18 protein-coding genes are annotated in these 14,572 nt (G+C 55.8%); 6 read left to right on the top strand and 12 right to left on the bottom strand.

The genetic code is table 11. The features are described from left to right. Positions 1 to 22 precede the first annotated feature (22 nt). Positions 23 to 154 carry a hypothetical protein gene (locus WH298_RS22625; RefSeq protein WP_255438405.1) on the top strand — a complete coding sequence of 44 codons (132 nt, stop codon included), beginning with the start codon at positions 23 to 25 and terminating at the stop codon, positions 152 to 154. A gap of 1 nt (position 155) precedes the next feature. On the opposite strand, the gene WH298_RS22620 is transcribed toward WH298_RS22625, so the two are convergent. Continuing rightward, entirely contained in the window at positions 156 to 1,088 is a 933-nt protein-coding gene (locus tag WH298_RS22620) for an AraC family transcriptional regulator (protein WP_180824143.1), read from the bottom strand. A gap of 160 nt (positions 1,089 to 1,248) precedes the next feature. On the opposite strand from WH298_RS22620, the gene WH298_RS22615 reads away from it, so the two are divergent. After that, positions 1,249 to 1,983, top strand: a complete 735-nt coding sequence (locus WH298_RS22615) for an SDR family oxidoreductase (protein WP_180824142.1) — start codon at positions 1,249 to 1,251, stop codon at positions 1,981 to 1,983. A gap of 60 nt (positions 1,984 to 2,043) precedes the next feature. Here the strand turns inward: WH298_RS22615 and WH298_RS22610 are convergent, their stop codons facing one another. The 5 genes from WH298_RS22610 to WH298_RS22590 form a co-directional block, all read right to left on the bottom strand. After that, positions 2,044 to 2,736, bottom strand: a complete 693-nt coding sequence (locus WH298_RS22610; protein WP_180824141.1) for a DJ-1/PfpI family protein — start codon at positions 2,734 to 2,736, stop codon at positions 2,044 to 2,046. 99 nt (positions 2,737 to 2,835) lie between these two features. After that, positions 2,836 to 3,804, bottom strand: coding sequence for a magnesium/cobalt transporter CorA (corA, locus tag WH298_RS22605; protein WP_049853099.1), 969 nt, complete (start codon positions 3,802 to 3,804; stop codon positions 2,836 to 2,838). 43 nt (positions 3,805 to 3,847) lie between these two features. Beyond that, entirely contained in the window at positions 3,848 to 4,318 is a 471-nt protein-coding gene (locus WH298_RS22600) for a GNAT family N-acetyltransferase (protein ID WP_180824140.1), read from the bottom strand. Between the two features lie 51 nt (positions 4,319 to 4,369). Beyond that, positions 4,370 to 4,690 carry an AzlD domain-containing protein gene (locus WH298_RS22595; protein ID WP_007886078.1) on the bottom strand — a complete coding sequence of 107 codons (321 nt, stop codon included), beginning with the start codon at positions 4,688 to 4,690 and terminating at the stop codon, positions 4,370 to 4,372. After that, positions 4,680 to 5,354, bottom strand: a complete 675-nt coding sequence (locus tag WH298_RS22590; RefSeq protein ID WP_180824314.1) for an AzlC family ABC transporter permease — start codon at positions 5,352 to 5,354, stop codon at positions 4,680 to 4,682. The genes WH298_RS22595 and WH298_RS22590 overlap by 11 nt, the downstream gene beginning before the upstream one ends. 102 nt (positions 5,355 to 5,456) lie before the next feature. Here WH298_RS22590 and WH298_RS22585 point away from each other — a divergent pair, with 102 nt between their 5' ends. Next, positions 5,457 to 6,005 (top strand): helix-turn-helix domain-containing protein, encoded by a 549-nt coding sequence (locus WH298_RS22585; protein WP_180824139.1) that lies wholly within the window; start codon positions 5,457 to 5,459, stop codon positions 6,003 to 6,005. Positions 6,006 to 6,146: 141 nt separating this feature from the next. Further along, complete coding sequence (locus tag WH298_RS22580) at positions 6,147 to 6,668, top strand: GNAT family N-acetyltransferase (protein ID WP_180824138.1); 522 nt, start codon at positions 6,147 to 6,149, stop codon at positions 6,666 to 6,668. Here WH298_RS22580 and WH298_RS22575 read toward each other — a convergent pair. From WH298_RS22575 to WH298_RS22560, 4 genes are read right to left on the bottom strand one after another with little or no spacing between them, the layout of a single operon-like run. Then, positions 6,665 to 8,068 carry an ABC transporter ATP-binding protein gene (locus WH298_RS22575; protein WP_180824137.1) on the bottom strand — a complete coding sequence of 468 codons (1,404 nt, stop codon included), beginning with the start codon at positions 8,066 to 8,068 and terminating at the stop codon, positions 6,665 to 6,667. The genes WH298_RS22580 and WH298_RS22575 overlap by 4 nt on opposite strands. Next, on the bottom strand, positions 8,065 to 8,850 hold the full coding sequence (locus WH298_RS22570) for an ABC transporter permease (protein WP_180824136.1): 786 nt from the start codon (positions 8,848 to 8,850) through the stop codon (positions 8,065 to 8,067). The genes WH298_RS22575 and WH298_RS22570 overlap by 4 nt, the downstream gene beginning before the upstream one ends. Next, entirely contained in the window at positions 8,847 to 9,782 is a 936-nt protein-coding gene (locus WH298_RS22565) for an ABC transporter permease (protein ID WP_180824135.1), read from the bottom strand. Before WH298_RS22565 ends, WH298_RS22570 begins: the two co-directional genes overlap by 4 nt. Next, complete coding sequence (locus WH298_RS22560; protein WP_180824134.1) at positions 9,782 to 11,308, bottom strand: ABC transporter substrate-binding protein; 1,527 nt, start codon at positions 11,306 to 11,308, stop codon at positions 9,782 to 9,784. The genes WH298_RS22565 and WH298_RS22560 overlap by 1 nt, the downstream gene beginning before the upstream one ends. 199 nt (positions 11,309 to 11,507) lie before the next feature. Between WH298_RS22560 and WH298_RS22555 the strand changes: the two genes are divergently transcribed. Continuing rightward, positions 11,508 to 11,693 carry a tautomerase family protein gene (locus WH298_RS22555; RefSeq protein ID WP_007886101.1) on the top strand — a complete coding sequence of 62 codons (186 nt, stop codon included), beginning with the start codon at positions 11,508 to 11,510 and terminating at the stop codon, positions 11,691 to 11,693. 154 nt (positions 11,694 to 11,847) lie between these two features. After that, complete coding sequence (locus tag WH298_RS22550; RefSeq protein ID WP_180824133.1) at positions 11,848 to 12,588, top strand: GntR family transcriptional regulator; 741 nt, start codon at positions 11,848 to 11,850, stop codon at positions 12,586 to 12,588. Here the strand turns inward: WH298_RS22550 and WH298_RS22545 are convergent. Continuing rightward, positions 12,575 to 13,555, bottom strand: coding sequence for a PfkB family carbohydrate kinase (locus WH298_RS22545; protein WP_180824132.1), 981 nt, complete (start codon positions 13,553 to 13,555; stop codon positions 12,575 to 12,577). The genes WH298_RS22550 and WH298_RS22545 overlap by 14 nt on opposite strands. Then, entirely contained in the window at positions 13,542 to 14,570 is a 1,029-nt protein-coding gene (locus WH298_RS22540; protein ID WP_180824131.1) for an ADP-ribosylglycohydrolase family protein, read from the bottom strand. Before WH298_RS22540 ends, WH298_RS22545 begins: the two co-directional genes overlap by 14 nt. Positions 14,571 to 14,572: the final 2 nt, after the last annotated feature.

The raw sequence follows: 14,572 nt of genomic DNA, 5'->3' as shown, positions 1-14,572 counted from the left end.
AATTTTCGGAACTGAGGTCACTATGCAAACCCTTTTACGCACTCACTTTTCTACTATTTTTAACGTCGAACGTCACCGTGTTTGGCAACTGGTATTGTCCGGTTGCGCGCTGTTCTGGATTTTGGCTGTCGTCGCCGTCATGGCGATTCGTTAAGTTAATGTGCCAGTAAACAGCCGGACAACTGCTCCGGCGGTAACAACTCAAACGCCCGCTTCATTATCCGCGCCTCTTCTGCGGGGCTTCGACCAAACATCCGTTTGAACTCACGATTAAACTGCGAGTCGCTCTCATAACCTACGCGCGCTGCCGCGCCAGCGGCGGTGAGATTATCGCGGATCATCATCAAACGCGCCTGATGTAAACGCAGCGATTTAACATATTGAATCGGCGAGGTTTGCGTGACGGTTTTGAAATGCAGATGAAAACGCGGCACGCTCATTCCGGCTTCGTTTGCCAGATGCGGCACATTTAGCGGCTGACGCCAGTCCTGATGAATACGCTGCAGAGCACGGGCGATGCGGCCAAAATGGCCTTGATAGGTTAACGCCGCGCGCACCGCGCCGCCCTGCTCGCCCATCAGCACGCGAAAACAGATCTCTTCAACCCGCGCTGGCGCCAATATTTTGGCTTCGAGTGGATCGCTCAGCGCTTCCAGCAAGCGTAAGGTACTTTCCGCTAATGCCTGATCAATGGGCGTCGAGATAATGCCCGCTTGTGCCGCACTCATCGCCGTTTCAACGCTGGCCAGTTGCGCCACCAGCCGCGCCACCATGGCAACATCCAGGCGAACGGCGATGCCCAGCAACGGCTCTTCGGAGGTTGCCTCAGTCTCAGCAGAGAATGGCAACGGTACCGACAGCACCAGAAAATGCTGTGCATCGTAGCGATACATTTTGTCGGCCAGAAACGCGCGTTTCGAACCCTGGCAAATAATAATGATGCTGGGTTCATACAGCACCGGCGTGCGTGCCCACTGCCGATCGGCACGCATAAAGCGCACGCTTTCCAGCAGCGATTCGGTATAGCCTTCCTGACGTGCCAGCTGACTGAGCAATGCGCAGGTACGTTGTTGAACTGAGAGCGCCATAAATGATGTTCCGCAGAGAGATTCAGGCAAAGCATAGCCATCAAGGTGATAAATACACAATGGTAGCGAGAGAATCAGGCAAACATGCGCCACGATCGGGTCTGTCGTCTAACGTATGATTTATCAACAATAGCCTCGTCAACTTAACGAGGAGTACGTCATGACCCACTCAAATCCTAAAGTGATTATTTTAACCGGCGCCAGTAGCGGCATAGGCGAAGGCATTGCACGTCATCTGGCGCAGCAAGGTCACAAACTGATTCTCGGTGCACGTCGCGCCGATCGCTTGACGGCGCTTTGCGATGAGCTGCGTTTAGCGGGCGCAAGCGTGGATTATTTGCTTACCGATGTCACACGGCGTGCCGATACACAGCAGCTGGCCGATTTTGCGCTGGAGAAATATGGCCGCATTGATGTGATGATTAACAATGCAGGTGTCATGCCGCTGTCGCCGATGAGTTCTATGAAGGTCGAAGAGTGGGATTTGATGCTGGACGTCAACATTCGCGGCGTGCTGTATGGTATCGCGGCAGTGCTTCCTACCCTGCAGACCCAGCAGTTTGGCCACATCATCAACATCGCGTCGGTTGGCGCCCTGACGGTTTCCCCCACCGCGGCGGTGTATTGCGCTACTAAATTCGCGGTGCGTGCCATTTCCGATGGTCTGCGCCAGGAATCACAGCATCTGCGCGTTACGGTGCTCAATCCGGGCGTGGTGGAGTCTGAACTCGCCGATAGCATCAGCGACCGTGTTGCGCGTGAGGCGATGAAGAGTTATCGCCAGATTGCACTGCAGCCGGAAGCGATTGCCAAAGCGGTGAGTTGGGCCATCGAACAACCTGGCGAGGTTGATACCAGTGAAATCACCGTGCGCCCTACTGCCAGCGCACATTGAGGGTGAAAATCCGTGGCGATTTCAGGCTGAAATCGCCAGATTTCATACTCATCTGTCGTATTAGCGCTTTAGCCTTGCCGCTGCCTGCTCGGTTGCCAAACGGCGTCGGGCAATAAAATCCTGCATCTGATTTTTCGCCTCGGCCAGTCGCGCTGGTGAGGCGCTGCGCGGAGAGCCAGAGTGGAATGGCGGCGCCGGATCGTACTCCATCTGCAGCTGAATATTCTCCGCAACCTCGCGCCCAAACAACTCCTGCGCCACCGTTAAGGCAAAATCAATGCCTGAGGTGACGCCCGCGCCGGTGATGCGGTTGCGGTCACGCACCACGCGTTCCGCTACCAGCGTGGCGCCTAAAAGGCTGAGCTGATCCAGCGATCCCCAGTGCGAAGTTGCCCGATATCCTTGCAGTAATCCCGCAGCGCCTAACACCAGCGAGCCAGTGCACACCGATGTCACCCATTGCGCGTTTTGCGCCATGCGCCGCACAAAATCCAGCGTTTCGTCGTCGTCCATCAGTGCGATTTGTCCGGGACCGCCGGGAATGCAAATCAGATCAAGTTGGGGACAGTCGGCAAAGGTCGCGGTTGGCACAATCGCCATGCCACGATCGGACATCACCGGCTGGCGGTCTTTCCAAATCAGATAATTTTTGACGTTGGGCATGCGGGCAAACACTTCCCACGGGCCGGTGAGATCGAGTTGCGTGAGGTTGGGGAACAGCAGCAGACCAATAGTGAAAGGCGAAGAAGCCATGACAATCTCCTTGAGCAATCAGAGTGTTATCATGGCCTTGCTTTTAAAGTGAACGCAATGGATTAATTCAGCCTACTGCACACGACCAATACGGCCACGTTACAGCCAGCCGGCCTTTTTCAACCGCCACCACATCACGCAGCAGATGACGATTGTCACGCCCACCACCGCCGGATAACCAAAGTGCGTGTGCAATTCCGGCATATCGGGAAAGTTCATGCCATACATACTGAAAATAATCGTTGGTACAATCAGGATCGCACCCCAGCCGGCGAGCTTTTTATTCACTTCGCTCTGCTGCACCGACACCAGCGCCAGATTGACCTGCATCGCGCTGGTGAGCATCTCACGCATATCTTCCGCATCAATCATCACGTGATGCGCATGATCCTGCACATCACGCAGATAGGCGCGCAGATTTTTCGGGATGATATCTTCATGAAACCGCACCAGCTGCTGACAAATTTCTGTCACCGGCAGCGCCGCATTGCGCAGCGCTAATAGTTCGCGACGCAGGTGGTAAACGTTTTGCAACGCATCGCTGTCGAAGCGAGTGGTAAACATGCCCTCTTCCAGCCCACCAATTCGATCGTTTAGGGATTCGGTGATTTTGCTGTAGTGATCAACGATGAAATCGAGGATGCAATAAAGCGCATAGCCCGGACCTTCACACAACATCGATTGATTTTTTTCCGCTTTAGTGCGAATCGCAGCATAGCCTTCTGACGATCCATGACGCACGGTTATCAAGAAGTTTTTGCCAAGGAAGAAGTGCGTTTCACCAAAAGTGATGCGCTGCAGATCGTCCATATGTGCGGTCTTCACCACGATAAATACTGAATCGCCATATTGCTCAATCTTCGGTCGCTGATGTGCCACTAGCGCATCTTCTATCGCCAGCTCGTGCAGGCTGAACTCCTGTTGCAGCGTCTGCATAAAGGCCGGTTCAGGTTGGTACAATCCCATCCAGACAAAGGATTTCTCCTCTTTCAGCACTTCGCTGATGTCCGCAACATCAACATGCTCTTCACGCTTACCGTGGCGATACGCAACGCAGTTAATTACCATATTCGCGCGATCCTTGTTGTTTGCACTGTTTATCATTTTAGCCTTAAAGCTCGCGGACCATTTCAACACAGGCGAGATCGGCTTGCGCCAGCGCCGAAGGGTATAACGCGTCACGCACCACGTGAAAACCGTGGCGTTGATAGAAACTGCTGGCGTTGGGCGTGGCGGCGAGCGTCAATTGTTTAAAACCGCGCTGCCGTGCTTCCTCAATGATCGCCTGCATGATCGCGCTGGCATAGCCTTTGCCATTACAGGCGGGCAGCGTGAAAATAGCCTCAACGCTGCCGTTATGGAGATCGAGAAAACCGGTAGCGGCCACGCCGTGTTCAGGATCGTCTATCACAAAGAACGGATTGCGTTTTACCGCCGCAAAGTAACCAGCGGGTAACGCATCGGGCGTCCATGCGCTGATGACTTCTGCCGGATAAACACCCTGACAACCGTGGCGTATGGCGAGATTGCGAATGCGCCACAACGCGGCAGTTTCATCGCAGCGGGCTAAACGCGGTTTCATATAGGTTCCTGTTTGCTGTTGTTCCGGGATATCACACAGTAGCAAAAAGGTTTAAGGCACGCCTAAATAACGCAGCAATGCCGTCATCAGCGCAGCGCCAATGATGACTAAAATCAACGGGGTGCGACGCCACGCGAGAAACACCGCAAACAGCACGCCGGCGATACGCGCCACTCCGGCGAAGTGGGTGCCTTCAAACAGTGCGGTGGTGACCGCCACCGCCAACAGCAAAACGGTGGCGGCATCAGATAACATGCTGCGTACCCGTTCCGACATCTGCATGCGGCTGCCAAGGCGGTAACCCGCAAAGCGGATGGCATAGGTGCCAACCGCCAGCAGCGCTATGCCCGCGATGATCAGATTATTTTGCATTCTTACGCTCCCGCCAGCTCAATAATCCGAGTAGTGAAAACAGCACCGGCATCCCCGCCGGAACAAACGGTGTCGCCAGTACCGACAATGCCGTGCCAAGCGTCGCCGGAATCAGCGTACGACGCTGGCGCAGCGCGGGGAAAATCAAGGCAATCAGGATCGCCGGAAACACCGCATCAAGGCCAATAGAAGAAACGTCAGGAATAAAACGTCCGATCACCGCACCGCCAATCACTGACAATGGCCAGATGGTGAAAATGCCTAAGCCACAGATCCAGAACGCCGCCCGCCGCTGTGCCAGTTTGGGTTGAGAAATGCCGAACACCACGCTTTCATCATTCATGATGTGGCAGCCCAAAAGGCTGCGACTGCCCTTACCGACCAGATCTTTCACCGCAATACCAAACGGCAGATGACGCGCATTGACCAGCAAACCGGCCGCTGCCGCCGTCAGCGGACTGCCGCCACCGGCCACAATGCCGATAAACAGAAATTCCGATGCGCCTGCCAGCACCAACGTCGAGAGGGCAATCGGCACCCACAGCGGAAAACCTTCTGCTGCTGCCAGCGAACCATACGAAAGCCCGACAATACCGTCGGCCAGACACACCAGGAAAATGGCTTTTATTACTCCGCGATCAAGCGGCACTGCACCCAGACGCATCACAATTTGATCTCATATCGAACAGGAAAGCCGTTATAATGAACGCAGTGTGATTGTTTTACAAGACGAACAAATCGTTCGATATAAAGAACAGGAGTAGGTTTGACCACGCCAATTGATATTATTGCTGCCGGGTTATTACGTGAACGCCAGCGTGCGGGGCTGTCGCTGACAGAAGTGGCGCGCCGCGCCGGGATTGCTAAATCAACACTTTCGCAGCTTGAAGCAGGTAACGGCAATCCCAGCCTCGAAACCTTGTGGGCGCTGTGCGTGGCGCTGAATATACCTTTTGCGCGTCTGATGGAGCCGGAAGTGAAGCGCTTACAGATCATTCGCCGTGGCGAAGGAATGATTGTGTCGGCGGAGATGGCAGATTATCAGGCGGCATTACTGGCCAGTTGCCCACCCGGCGGGCGACGCGATCTTTATCTGGTGACCAGTCAACCTGGCGCGCCGCGCGCTTCCGAACCCCATCCGCCGGGTTCAGTTGAACATATCATCATCGCCCGCGGCCGGGCGCTGGTTGGCCCCAGCGATGCACCGGTTGAATTGCATCCGGGCGACTATATTTGTTACCCCGCCGACGAACCGCACGTGTTCGAAGCCTTAGAGCCAGATACCATGGCGGTGCAGCTTTCTGAGCAAAATTAATTGCGGATTGTTCCAGGTCGCCATGAATGGCAGCCCGGCGATGCAGGATATCAGCCATCACAATTTCCTATTGTTAAATCCGATGATTAGCGTGCGGCGTGGTGGCATGCTGTGATTTTCTACGCTGATAATCAGGAACATATGGACATTCTTCCCGCCAGACCGCATCACGCAGCGGCCATTCAGAAGATCTACGCCTGGCATGTGCTGCACGGCACCGCAACTTTTGAAACCGAACCGCCTTCTGCGAGCGAAATGCTTAATCGCGTGCAGGATGTGCAGCAGCGCGGCGGTTTCTGGCTGGTGGCACAAGAGAATGAACAGGTGCTGGGTTATTGCTATCTGGCACCGTACCGCCCGCGTTACGCTTATCGCTTCACGCTGGAGGATTCGATTTACCTCGATCAGCAGCAAACGGGTAGAGGCATTGGACGCGCGCTGCTGCAAAAGGCCATTGCGCTGGCGGAAGCGGCAGGATTTCGCCAAATCATTGCGATCGTTGGCGATAGCGCCAACGCAGGATCGCTGGGGTTACACCGGGCGCTCGGTTTTGAGCACACCGGCGTAATGAAGTCGGTGGGTTTCAAACATGGCCGCTGGCTCGATACCGTGGTGATGCAGCGTTCCCTCGGTCTCGGTGATAGCCAGCCGCCAGAGCGCTAATTCCGGGTTTCCATCGCGATTACCCGATGCGTGCCTTTTTCCAGCAGATCGCGATCGTGGCTCACCAGCAGCACCGCGCATTGCTGCTCGCTTGCCAGTGAGGTGATGAGCTGAATGGTTTGCTGTTGCACCCGCGGATCAAGCCGCGATGTGGGTTCATCGGCGAAGAGAAACACCGGTTCCAGCAGCATTACGCGTAGCAACGAGAGGCGCTGTAACTCGCCGCCCGAGAGCGCATCGGGCCGCCGTTTCAACAGATCCGGTGCCAGCGCCAACTGTTCCATCAACGCATCTCGCCTTGGTGAAGCAATGCGATGCCGCCGCAACAGATCGTTCAGGCTCTGCCCTAGCGTGCGGGTTGGTGGAAATAACGCGGATGGATCCTGATAAATCTTCTGATATTTCAGCGTATCCACCGCAACATGGCGCGTAATGCGGCCTTGCTGCGGCGTTAATAATCCGAGCAGTACATCGCCAAAGCTACTTTTCCCGCTACCGCTGGCACCGTATAGCCCAACGACTTCACCCGCGTGCAGCGTGAAGTTTTCCGGCACCCCGAGCATTTTCCCTCCGCGCTGCAGCTGAATCCCCTCGGCACTGACTACTGGTTTACTTGCAATGAAAGTTTGCTGCCGCGCGGGCCATGCGGCCGGATCGGCGGCGAGCAATTTGCGCGTGTAGCTTTGCTGCGGTGAATGCATTACCTGCTCCGCCCTGCCCTGTTCAATGACTTTCCCTTTGTGCATCACGATCACCTCGCCGCCCAGCTGTCGGGCCAGGGCGATATCGTGCGTGATGGTGAGTAGCGTGCCGCCCTCAGCCACTTCTCTGCGCAGCAAGGCCGCTACCTCATCACGACGCGCCACATCCAGTCCTTTGGTTGGCTCATCGGCTAGCAATATCTGCGCACCGCCTGCGCGAGCGGCTGCAAAGGCGGCGCGCTGCGCCATACCGCCGGAGAGTTGCCACGGATAACGGGATGTCGATTGCGCCAGGCCCAGCTGCTGTAAATCACTGCTGGCAGCGTTTTCGCTGTCTGCTTTTGTTTGTCCGCGCACAAAACGATAGCCTTCCGCCACCTGCTGTAGCACTGACATGGTGGGATCGAGCGATAACCAGGGTTCCTGCGGCAACGAAGCTAAGGTGTGGCCCCACAAAGTGCGTAATAGCGCGACATCCTGCGGTAGAGTGAAGCATCGATCGTTGATGATAAGCGTGCCGCTCGCCTGCAGATCGTCTGGCAAAATGCCCATGATGGCCTGCGCCAACAGGCTTTTACCCGAACCCGTTTCGCCCAGTAACGTGAGTGGCTGACCTGGCAGCAAGGTGAGATCTACCGGTTCCACCAGCGTCTGGCTGGCGGCGGTAACGGTGATGCCGATGGCGTGTAATCCTTTCATCGACGCTCCTTTTTCATTAAGAGATTCAGGCTAATGAGCAGCAGAAATAGCGCAATCACCGGCTGCATCAGCAACCACGGCGCTTCCCAGGCAAATGGCAGTAGCTCAGTCATCATCAATCCCAGTTCCGGCGTGGGTGGGCGCACGCCAACGCTGATAAAACCGAGTGCCGACACCGCCATGATGGCGCTACTGAAAGAGAACAACGTCAACGTCGTTAACACTGGCGCTAAGGCTGGCAACAGATGTCGGCGGAAACGGTAGAACGCCGAGAAGCCAAGCAGCATTGCCGCCTGCATACCGGGCGCATGCACCACTGGACGTAAGGTGGCACGCGTCACGCGGAAAAATTCCACCCAAAGCACCAATGAAATGCCCAGCCACAGCATGCCTGGGGAATCGGGCGCAATCGCGGCTAAAAGTAATACCAGCAGCAAACCCGGCAGCGCGAGGCACATGTCGCCGAGCATGCTGAGTGCGCGATCGAGCCAGCCGCCATAGAGCGCACTTATTACGCCAGCTAATACACCGACCAGCATGGCGCTTATTACGCACAGCGCCGCGAGGCCGAGGGACAGACGCAATGCCGCACTGAGGCGCGACATCATGTCGCGACCAAGATGATCAAACCCGAGAAGGTGGCCGCTGCTGGGCGCATGCAGGATCTGCAATAGATCCTGTTCCAGCGGATCGCCGTGATGAACCAGTGGCAGCAAGAAGGCGAAGCCGAGCAGTGAGCACAACATCAGCCAGCCAATCAGACGTGCAGGCGAAAGCATCATGCGCGTCTCCCTCTTGGATCAAGTAGATGACAACCCGCATCCACCAGCATGTTGAGCAAGACAAACAGCAGGCCGAGCGTCATGGCGCTCGCCTGAATCACCGGCACATCGCGCGCAAAAATAGCATGCACCAGCGCGTGGCCAATGCCCGGCCAGGCGAACAGCGTTTCTACCACGACGACCCCTTCCACCAGCCAGACGAACTGCATGCCGAACCAGGTCATTACCGGCGATGCCAGATTTCGTAACCCATGACGGCGCAACAACGTGGCGGGCGCTAAACCTTTTTGCGCGCCCCAGCGGTAATAACCGGACGTGACAACCTGAAAAGTGGCTTCACGCACCACGCGGACGCCAACGGCGGTTAACGATAACGCCAGCGTCAACGCCGGTAACAGGAAATGACGCAGCTCGCCGTAACCGGCGCTGGGTAGCCAATCAAGCTGAAGTGCCAGCAACACGATAAGCAGCATACCCAGCGCGAAATGCGGTACCGATTTCAGCAGCGCGCTCAGCCAGAACAACACACGATCAAGCTTACCGTTGGCGTGGCATCCCGCCCAAATACCTAACGGCAAGGTGAGCAATAGGGTCAGAACAAGCGATGTGCCAGCGAGCGCCAGCGTCTGGCTAAGCTGCCAGCGCAGCTCATCCATTACCGGCTCACCCGATACCAGCGAACGGCCAAAATTGAACTGCAGCAGATCGAACAACCAGTGCAGCAACGCGCTGCCCTGCTGTAATGATCCACTCAACTCCTGCTGTACCCGCGCCACTGCTTGGGCATCCACGCGATCGTAGCCATAGCGACCGCTGGCAATACGCCAGGCCATGTCGCCCGGTAGCGCCTGCACCAAAAACCAGGTGAGTAAACCGACCGCCAGCATCACAAAAACCGCTTGTCCAAGGCGCCAGCCAAGAAGCTTTATCATCATTGCTCCCACTGCATCTGACGCAGACCAAAGTGACGTTCAAACGCATCAAGCGTGACGTTTTTCAGCTTGCTGTTAATCGCGGCCGATTGCTGATACCAGGCGATAGGGATCACCGGCAAATCCTGCTGCAGTGAGGCGGTGATCAGATGACGGGCCTGCGCACGTGCAGCCTCATCGGTGGACTGGGTGAGCGTATGCAACGCCGCGTTAAACCCTGCCGGATGCCAGTTCATCGCCCCCCAGTCGCCGCCGTGGGTGGCGTAATCCTGCAGTAAGGTGCCGGTTGGATCGGGCGTTAGGGCAAAGTTGCGGGAGAACAGCGCCAGCTGCAGACGATTACTGTGATGCTGTGCAGGAATTTCGCTGGCGTTGGTGGCGTTGATCTTCACTTCAATGCCCACTTTGCGCAGTTGCTGCTGGATCACCATCGCCATTAGCGGCAGTTCGGGACGATCCGGGAACGTCAGCAGCGTCAGGCTGAAGCGCTGACCGTTGCGCACTAAGACGCCATCGGTCCCCACTTTCCACCCCGCAGCCTGCAGCTGTTGTGCTGCCTGTTGCAGGTTGAACTGCAGCGGTTGCAGGTTGCCGTTATGCCAGGCGCCCATATTGGGTGGAAACAGTTGGCTGGCCGCGCCCGGGTAACGCAGCACCGCCATCGCCAGCGCGTTACGATCAATCGCCATGCTGATCGCTTCTCGCACCGGCTGTTCGGCTAACAGCGGATCGCCCAGGTTCAGCTTTAGCATTAGGGTGCGCGGCACCGGAATGGCCGGCAGTTGCAGCGATGGCTTGCGGGCTAAGCGCTGACGGCTGGCGGCATCAAGATTGAAAACGTAATCTGCATCACCGCTTTCCGCCAGCAACGCGCGAGTTTCAGCACGTCCAGAGGAGAGATAACTGGCGGCTGCAATGGCAGGCTTTTCGCCCCAGTAATCATCGAAGCGTTTCACCGTCAGCGACTGTGGTGGCTGAAACGATGTCAGCATGAACGGACCGCTACCGATGATACGAGTGATCTTGTCCTGCGCATCCCAGCTGGCTAAAGCAAGAATCTGCGAACGACTGTCTGCCAGCACCGAAAGCAAGGGGACGAAGGGTTCGCGTAAAGTGATGGTGACCTGTTGCCCTTCTCCGCTGATTTCGGTAATCGGCGTTTTATCCAGTAGACCCGCTTTACTCCGCGCGGTGTTCAGTGATTTCACCACAGCGGCGGCATCCAGCGGCGATCCATCATGGAAACGGACGTTATCGCGCAGCTGTAATTGCCAGCGCAAACCATCAGCAGAGACTTGCCAGCTTGCGGCTAGCGCCGGGATAGGCTCGGCGCGTTCGTTAACTTCCACCAGCGTTTCGACCACATCCATGCGTAGCAGAATGTCACCGGAGAGCGCGGGATCGGCACCTTTGATTTCGAACGGTGCCGCAATACGCACCGGTTTATCCTGATGTTCCGCCGCCAATGTGGCGCAAGAAGCCAGGCCTAGCGCCGAGGCGATAAGCAAATTTTTAATTGATTTCATTATGTTTTCCGTAAAATATCGCGACAAAAAGAACGCTATAATTACGTTATAACATAACATTTCACATTTCAACACAGATTGCATTTAGAAACGCTGAACGGATTAGCGCCAGGCTGCGTTGCGCTGAGATTCACGCTGCCGGATTGCCTTTGCCTGAGGTATGCTGAAAATCGATATTCACTGTGAAGGAGAAGCAGATATGCCAGAAATCGTTGTTTATGCGGCAGAAGGTCGCACCGTGGAGCAGAAGAAAAAGTTATTAAGGGCCGTCACCGCAGCGGTGGCGGATTCGTTCGAGATCGATGCCAATTCGGTGACGGTTTCCATCATCGAAACGCCAAAACACCATAAGTCAAAAGGCGGCGTGCCGTTTGATGAGCGTTGATTTTGAGTTTCGCATTATGAAAAGCCCCAAAGGGGCTTTTATTGTTTTTAAAGCATTTATTCGTGATATCCATGCTGATCGAATACTTCGCCCGCCGCAAAAAGTCAGTATCATAGCGTTCTGCCGCTTACCGGATTGAGTGAACCAACCTGCTATGACCGACCCAACAGCACTATTTTCGCGGCTTACTTCTACCCTTGCCGATGAGAGCCGCACGCCGCTGTACAAACGCTTCGCTAGCGCGATTAAAGATGCGGTGCGCGATGGCGTGCTGGTGCATGAAGAGATCCTGCCGAGTGAACGCGAATTCAGTCAATCGCTGAGTATTTCGCGTATTACGGTCCGTAAGGCCATGGATGCACTGGAAAAAGAGGGGGTGGTGCTGCGCTCACGCGGCTACGGCACGCAGATTTGCAGCCAGTTTGAGTATTCACTGAAAGAGCCGAAAGGTTTGTCGCAACAAGCGGTATTACGCGGTAAGAAGCCGGATACGGTGTGGATTAACAAAAGTAAAATCCACTGTAGCGCCGAAATTGCCGGTAAGCTGGGCGTGAGTATAGGCAGTGAGGTTTTTCTGCTGAAGCGAATTCGCTATGTTGATCAACAGGCGGTGTCCGTTGAAGAATCCTGGGTGCCGGCGCGCTTGATCGCTGATGTAGATGAGATTGGTATTTCGCTTTACGACTATTTCCACCAGCAGCAAATCCTGCCGGTGAAATCGCAAAGTAGAGTGAGTGCTCGCATGCCTGATGAGGCGCTCCAGCAGCAGATCGCCTTGCCCGACAACGTACCCATTTTGGTTATTAAGCAGCTGGCGTTGGATGCGCAGGGCAATCCGCTGGAGTACAGCATTAGCTACTGTCGTAGCGACATGTATGTGTTTATTGCTGAGTAAGGCGCTGCTGCCAATAGTTGCTTAACGTGGCGCGATCAGGCGCGCAGTCGCCGCCGCGTTGTGAAACCACATAAGATGCGACGATGTTGCCCAGCGCGACGCTCTTCGCCAGCGACCAACCTGAAGCCAATCCCGCCAATAGACCACCAGCGTGGCTGTCGCCTGCACCAATGGTGTCAACGACCTGAGTCGGCAGCGCCGGTATCCAGCCCTGAGCGTCAGCGTCAACGAAACCCGCACCTTCGCTATCAAGCCGCACCACCAGCGCAGCATCAAAACGCTGCTGCCAGCGCGTCATTAACTGCTGCACATCAAAGGCTTGATGCTCATCGAGACGTTCATGCCACAGCAGTTCTGCTTCCTGTCTGTTCACTGTAATCAGTGGATGGCAGGCCATAATGCGATCAAAATGTGTATTAGCGATATCAGCCAGCCGTGGTCCAAAATCCACCAGCAGCTGATAGGGCTGAGTTTGCTGCTCCAGCCAATCGATCAGCACTTCACCGCTTTTGCTGGTGAGTTGATAACCTGAAAGGTAGATCCAGCGATTAGCCGGCTGCGGCAGCGAGCTGAGCAGTGCAGCATCCCACTGGTTTTCCACGCCGCTTACTGAAAGAAAGGTGCGCTCGCCATCCGGTTCAACTAATGCCAGGCACCAACCGTTATCGCCTTTCGCTGTTTCCAGTACGCTGTGAATCCCGTATTCCGTTAGCTTCTGCCGCACGATGCTCGCCCAGATGCCATTGCCGAGCGGCAGCGCGTTGGTTGATGGAATAGCGAGTCGATGCAGCGCAATCGCTACATTCAATGCACAGCCGCCTACATTGACGCCCTGCTGGTGGAGCTCGATATCGCTGCCGCGATGCGGCAACGAGTACGCATCGGCAATCACATCCACCACTGCCGCACCAATTACGCACACCGGCAGGTGCGCTTCAAGCCGCTGCAAATCGTCAGGCGTCAGCATAAGCGGCCTCGCGCTGCTGGCGGAAAACGAGAAAGGCTTGGCTGTAGCGCGTGAAATCCAGTGCGTTAGCGGCATCAAGTTCGGCTTTCAGCTCAGTATCAATGCTATCGATACCGTGTAACGCGCCGCAAATAGCCACCGCCATCGCGCCAATCGTGTCGGTATCGCCGCCGAGGTTAGCGCAGAGAATCGCACAGCGATTAGGATCGGTTTCTGCCAGCTCCACCATGGCAATCGCTGCCGGTACCGATTCAATAGTGCTGGTGCCGGTGCCGACCAGATCGTAAATCTGCTGCATGCTGGATTCCACGCCCCTGCCCTGCTTAACCACGCCCAACGCCAGCTCCAGACGCGCCGCCATTGACGCGCTAAAGGTAGTCACGCGCTTTTCCTGCGCCGTACGCGCGACGGCTGGTAGTTCATCGCAGATGGTTGCCCAGCTAGCGCCATCAATAGCGCGCGACACCGCCCAGGCAATCACCGTAGCACCGGAAATCGCAACATCTGATTTATGCGTTGGGCTCGATGCCAGCGCGACGGCATCAATAAAAGCGGAGAGATCACGGGCTGGTAGCAGGCAACCGAGCGGCGAGACGCGCATTGCCGCGCCGTTGGTCATACCATTATTTTCCAGCTGCGACACCGGCGTACCGGCTTTCATGGCATTAAGCGCGATTTTTGATGTTGGCCCCAGTACGTTTTTATTGAAGGCATCAAACGACTCCGCCCAGTGCAAAATATTCGCGCCAATGGTTTCCGCATTGATCTCGCCATGATGAGTCACGATCGCATCAGCTAATGCCAGCGCCATCGACGTATCGTCAGTGAAAGATGCGCGTCCAAAGTAACAGGCGGCGTTATTTTCTGCCGGACCGGGCAGGAAACGATCGATCCAGCCAAAATGTTGTTTCACGCGCGATCGCGGCCATAATTCTGATGGCATGCCCATCGCATCGCCCAGCGCCTGGCCATAAAACGCGCCTAAAATCCGTTTTTCTTGCAGTGTCATCGTCATGG

The sequence above is a fragment of the Pantoea nemavictus genome, from assembly GCF_037479095.1.
GTDB lineage: Bacteria > Pseudomonadota > Gammaproteobacteria > Enterobacterales > Enterobacteriaceae > Pantoea > Pantoea nemavictus.
This window is presented reverse-complemented; position numbering and strand designations above follow the sequence as displayed.

Excerpts from the sequence above, each read along its gene's own strand:
- WH298_RS22595 (WP_007886078.1), bottom strand. The coding sequence starts at position 4,690 with ATGCAAAATAATCTGATCATCGCGGGCATAGCGCTGCTGGCGGTTGGC.
- WH298_RS22540 (WP_180824131.1), bottom strand. The coding sequence starts at position 14,570 with ATGACGATGACACTGCAAGAAAAACGGATTTTAGGCGCGTTTTATGGC.
- WH298_RS22610 (WP_180824141.1), bottom strand. The coding sequence starts at position 2,736 with ATGGCTTCTTCGCCTTTCACTATTGGTCTGCTGCTGTTCCCCAACCTC.
- WH298_RS22555 (WP_007886101.1), top strand. The coding sequence starts at position 11,508 with ATGCCAGAAATCGTTGTTTATGCGGCAGAAGGTCGCACCGTGGAGCAG.
- WH298_RS22575 (WP_180824137.1), bottom strand. The coding sequence starts at position 8,068 with ATGAAAGGATTACACGCCATCGGCATCACCGTTACCGCCGCCAGCCAG.
- WH298_RS22560 (WP_180824134.1), bottom strand. The coding sequence starts at position 11,308 with ATGAAATCAATTAAAAATTTGCTTATCGCCTCGGCGCTAGGCCTGGCT.
- corA (WP_049853099.1), bottom strand. The coding sequence starts at position 3,804 with ATGGTAATTAACTGCGTTGCGTATCGCCACGGTAAGCGTGAAGAGCAT.
- WH298_RS22570 (WP_180824136.1), bottom strand. The coding sequence starts at position 8,850 with ATGATGCTTTCGCCTGCACGTCTGATTGGCTGGCTGATGTTGTGCTCA.
- WH298_RS22625 (WP_255438405.1), top strand. The coding sequence starts at position 23 with ATGCAAACCCTTTTACGCACTCACTTTTCTACTATTTTTAACGTCGAA.
- WH298_RS22565 (WP_180824135.1), bottom strand. The coding sequence starts at position 9,782 with ATGATAAAGCTTCTTGGCTGGCGCCTTGGACAAGCGGTTTTTGTGATG.
- WH298_RS22620 (WP_180824143.1), bottom strand. The coding sequence starts at position 1,088 with ATGGCGCTCTCAGTTCAACAACGTACCTGCGCATTGCTCAGTCAGCTG.
- WH298_RS22545 (WP_180824132.1), bottom strand. The coding sequence starts at position 13,555 with ATGCTGACGCCTGACGATTTGCAGCGGCTTGAAGCGCACCTGCCGGTG.
- WH298_RS22550 (WP_180824133.1), top strand. The coding sequence starts at position 11,848 with ATGACCGACCCAACAGCACTATTTTCGCGGCTTACTTCTACCCTTGCC.
- WH298_RS22580 (WP_180824138.1), top strand. The coding sequence starts at position 6,147 with ATGGACATTCTTCCCGCCAGACCGCATCACGCAGCGGCCATTCAGAAG.
- WH298_RS22600 (WP_180824140.1), bottom strand. The coding sequence starts at position 4,318 with ATGAAACCGCGTTTAGCCCGCTGCGATGAAACTGCCGCGTTGTGGCGC.
- WH298_RS22615 (WP_180824142.1), top strand. The coding sequence starts at position 1,249 with ATGACCCACTCAAATCCTAAAGTGATTATTTTAACCGGCGCCAGTAGC.
- WH298_RS22590 (WP_180824314.1), bottom strand. The coding sequence starts at position 5,354 with ATGCGTCTGGGTGCAGTGCCGCTTGATCGCGGAGTAATAAAAGCCATT.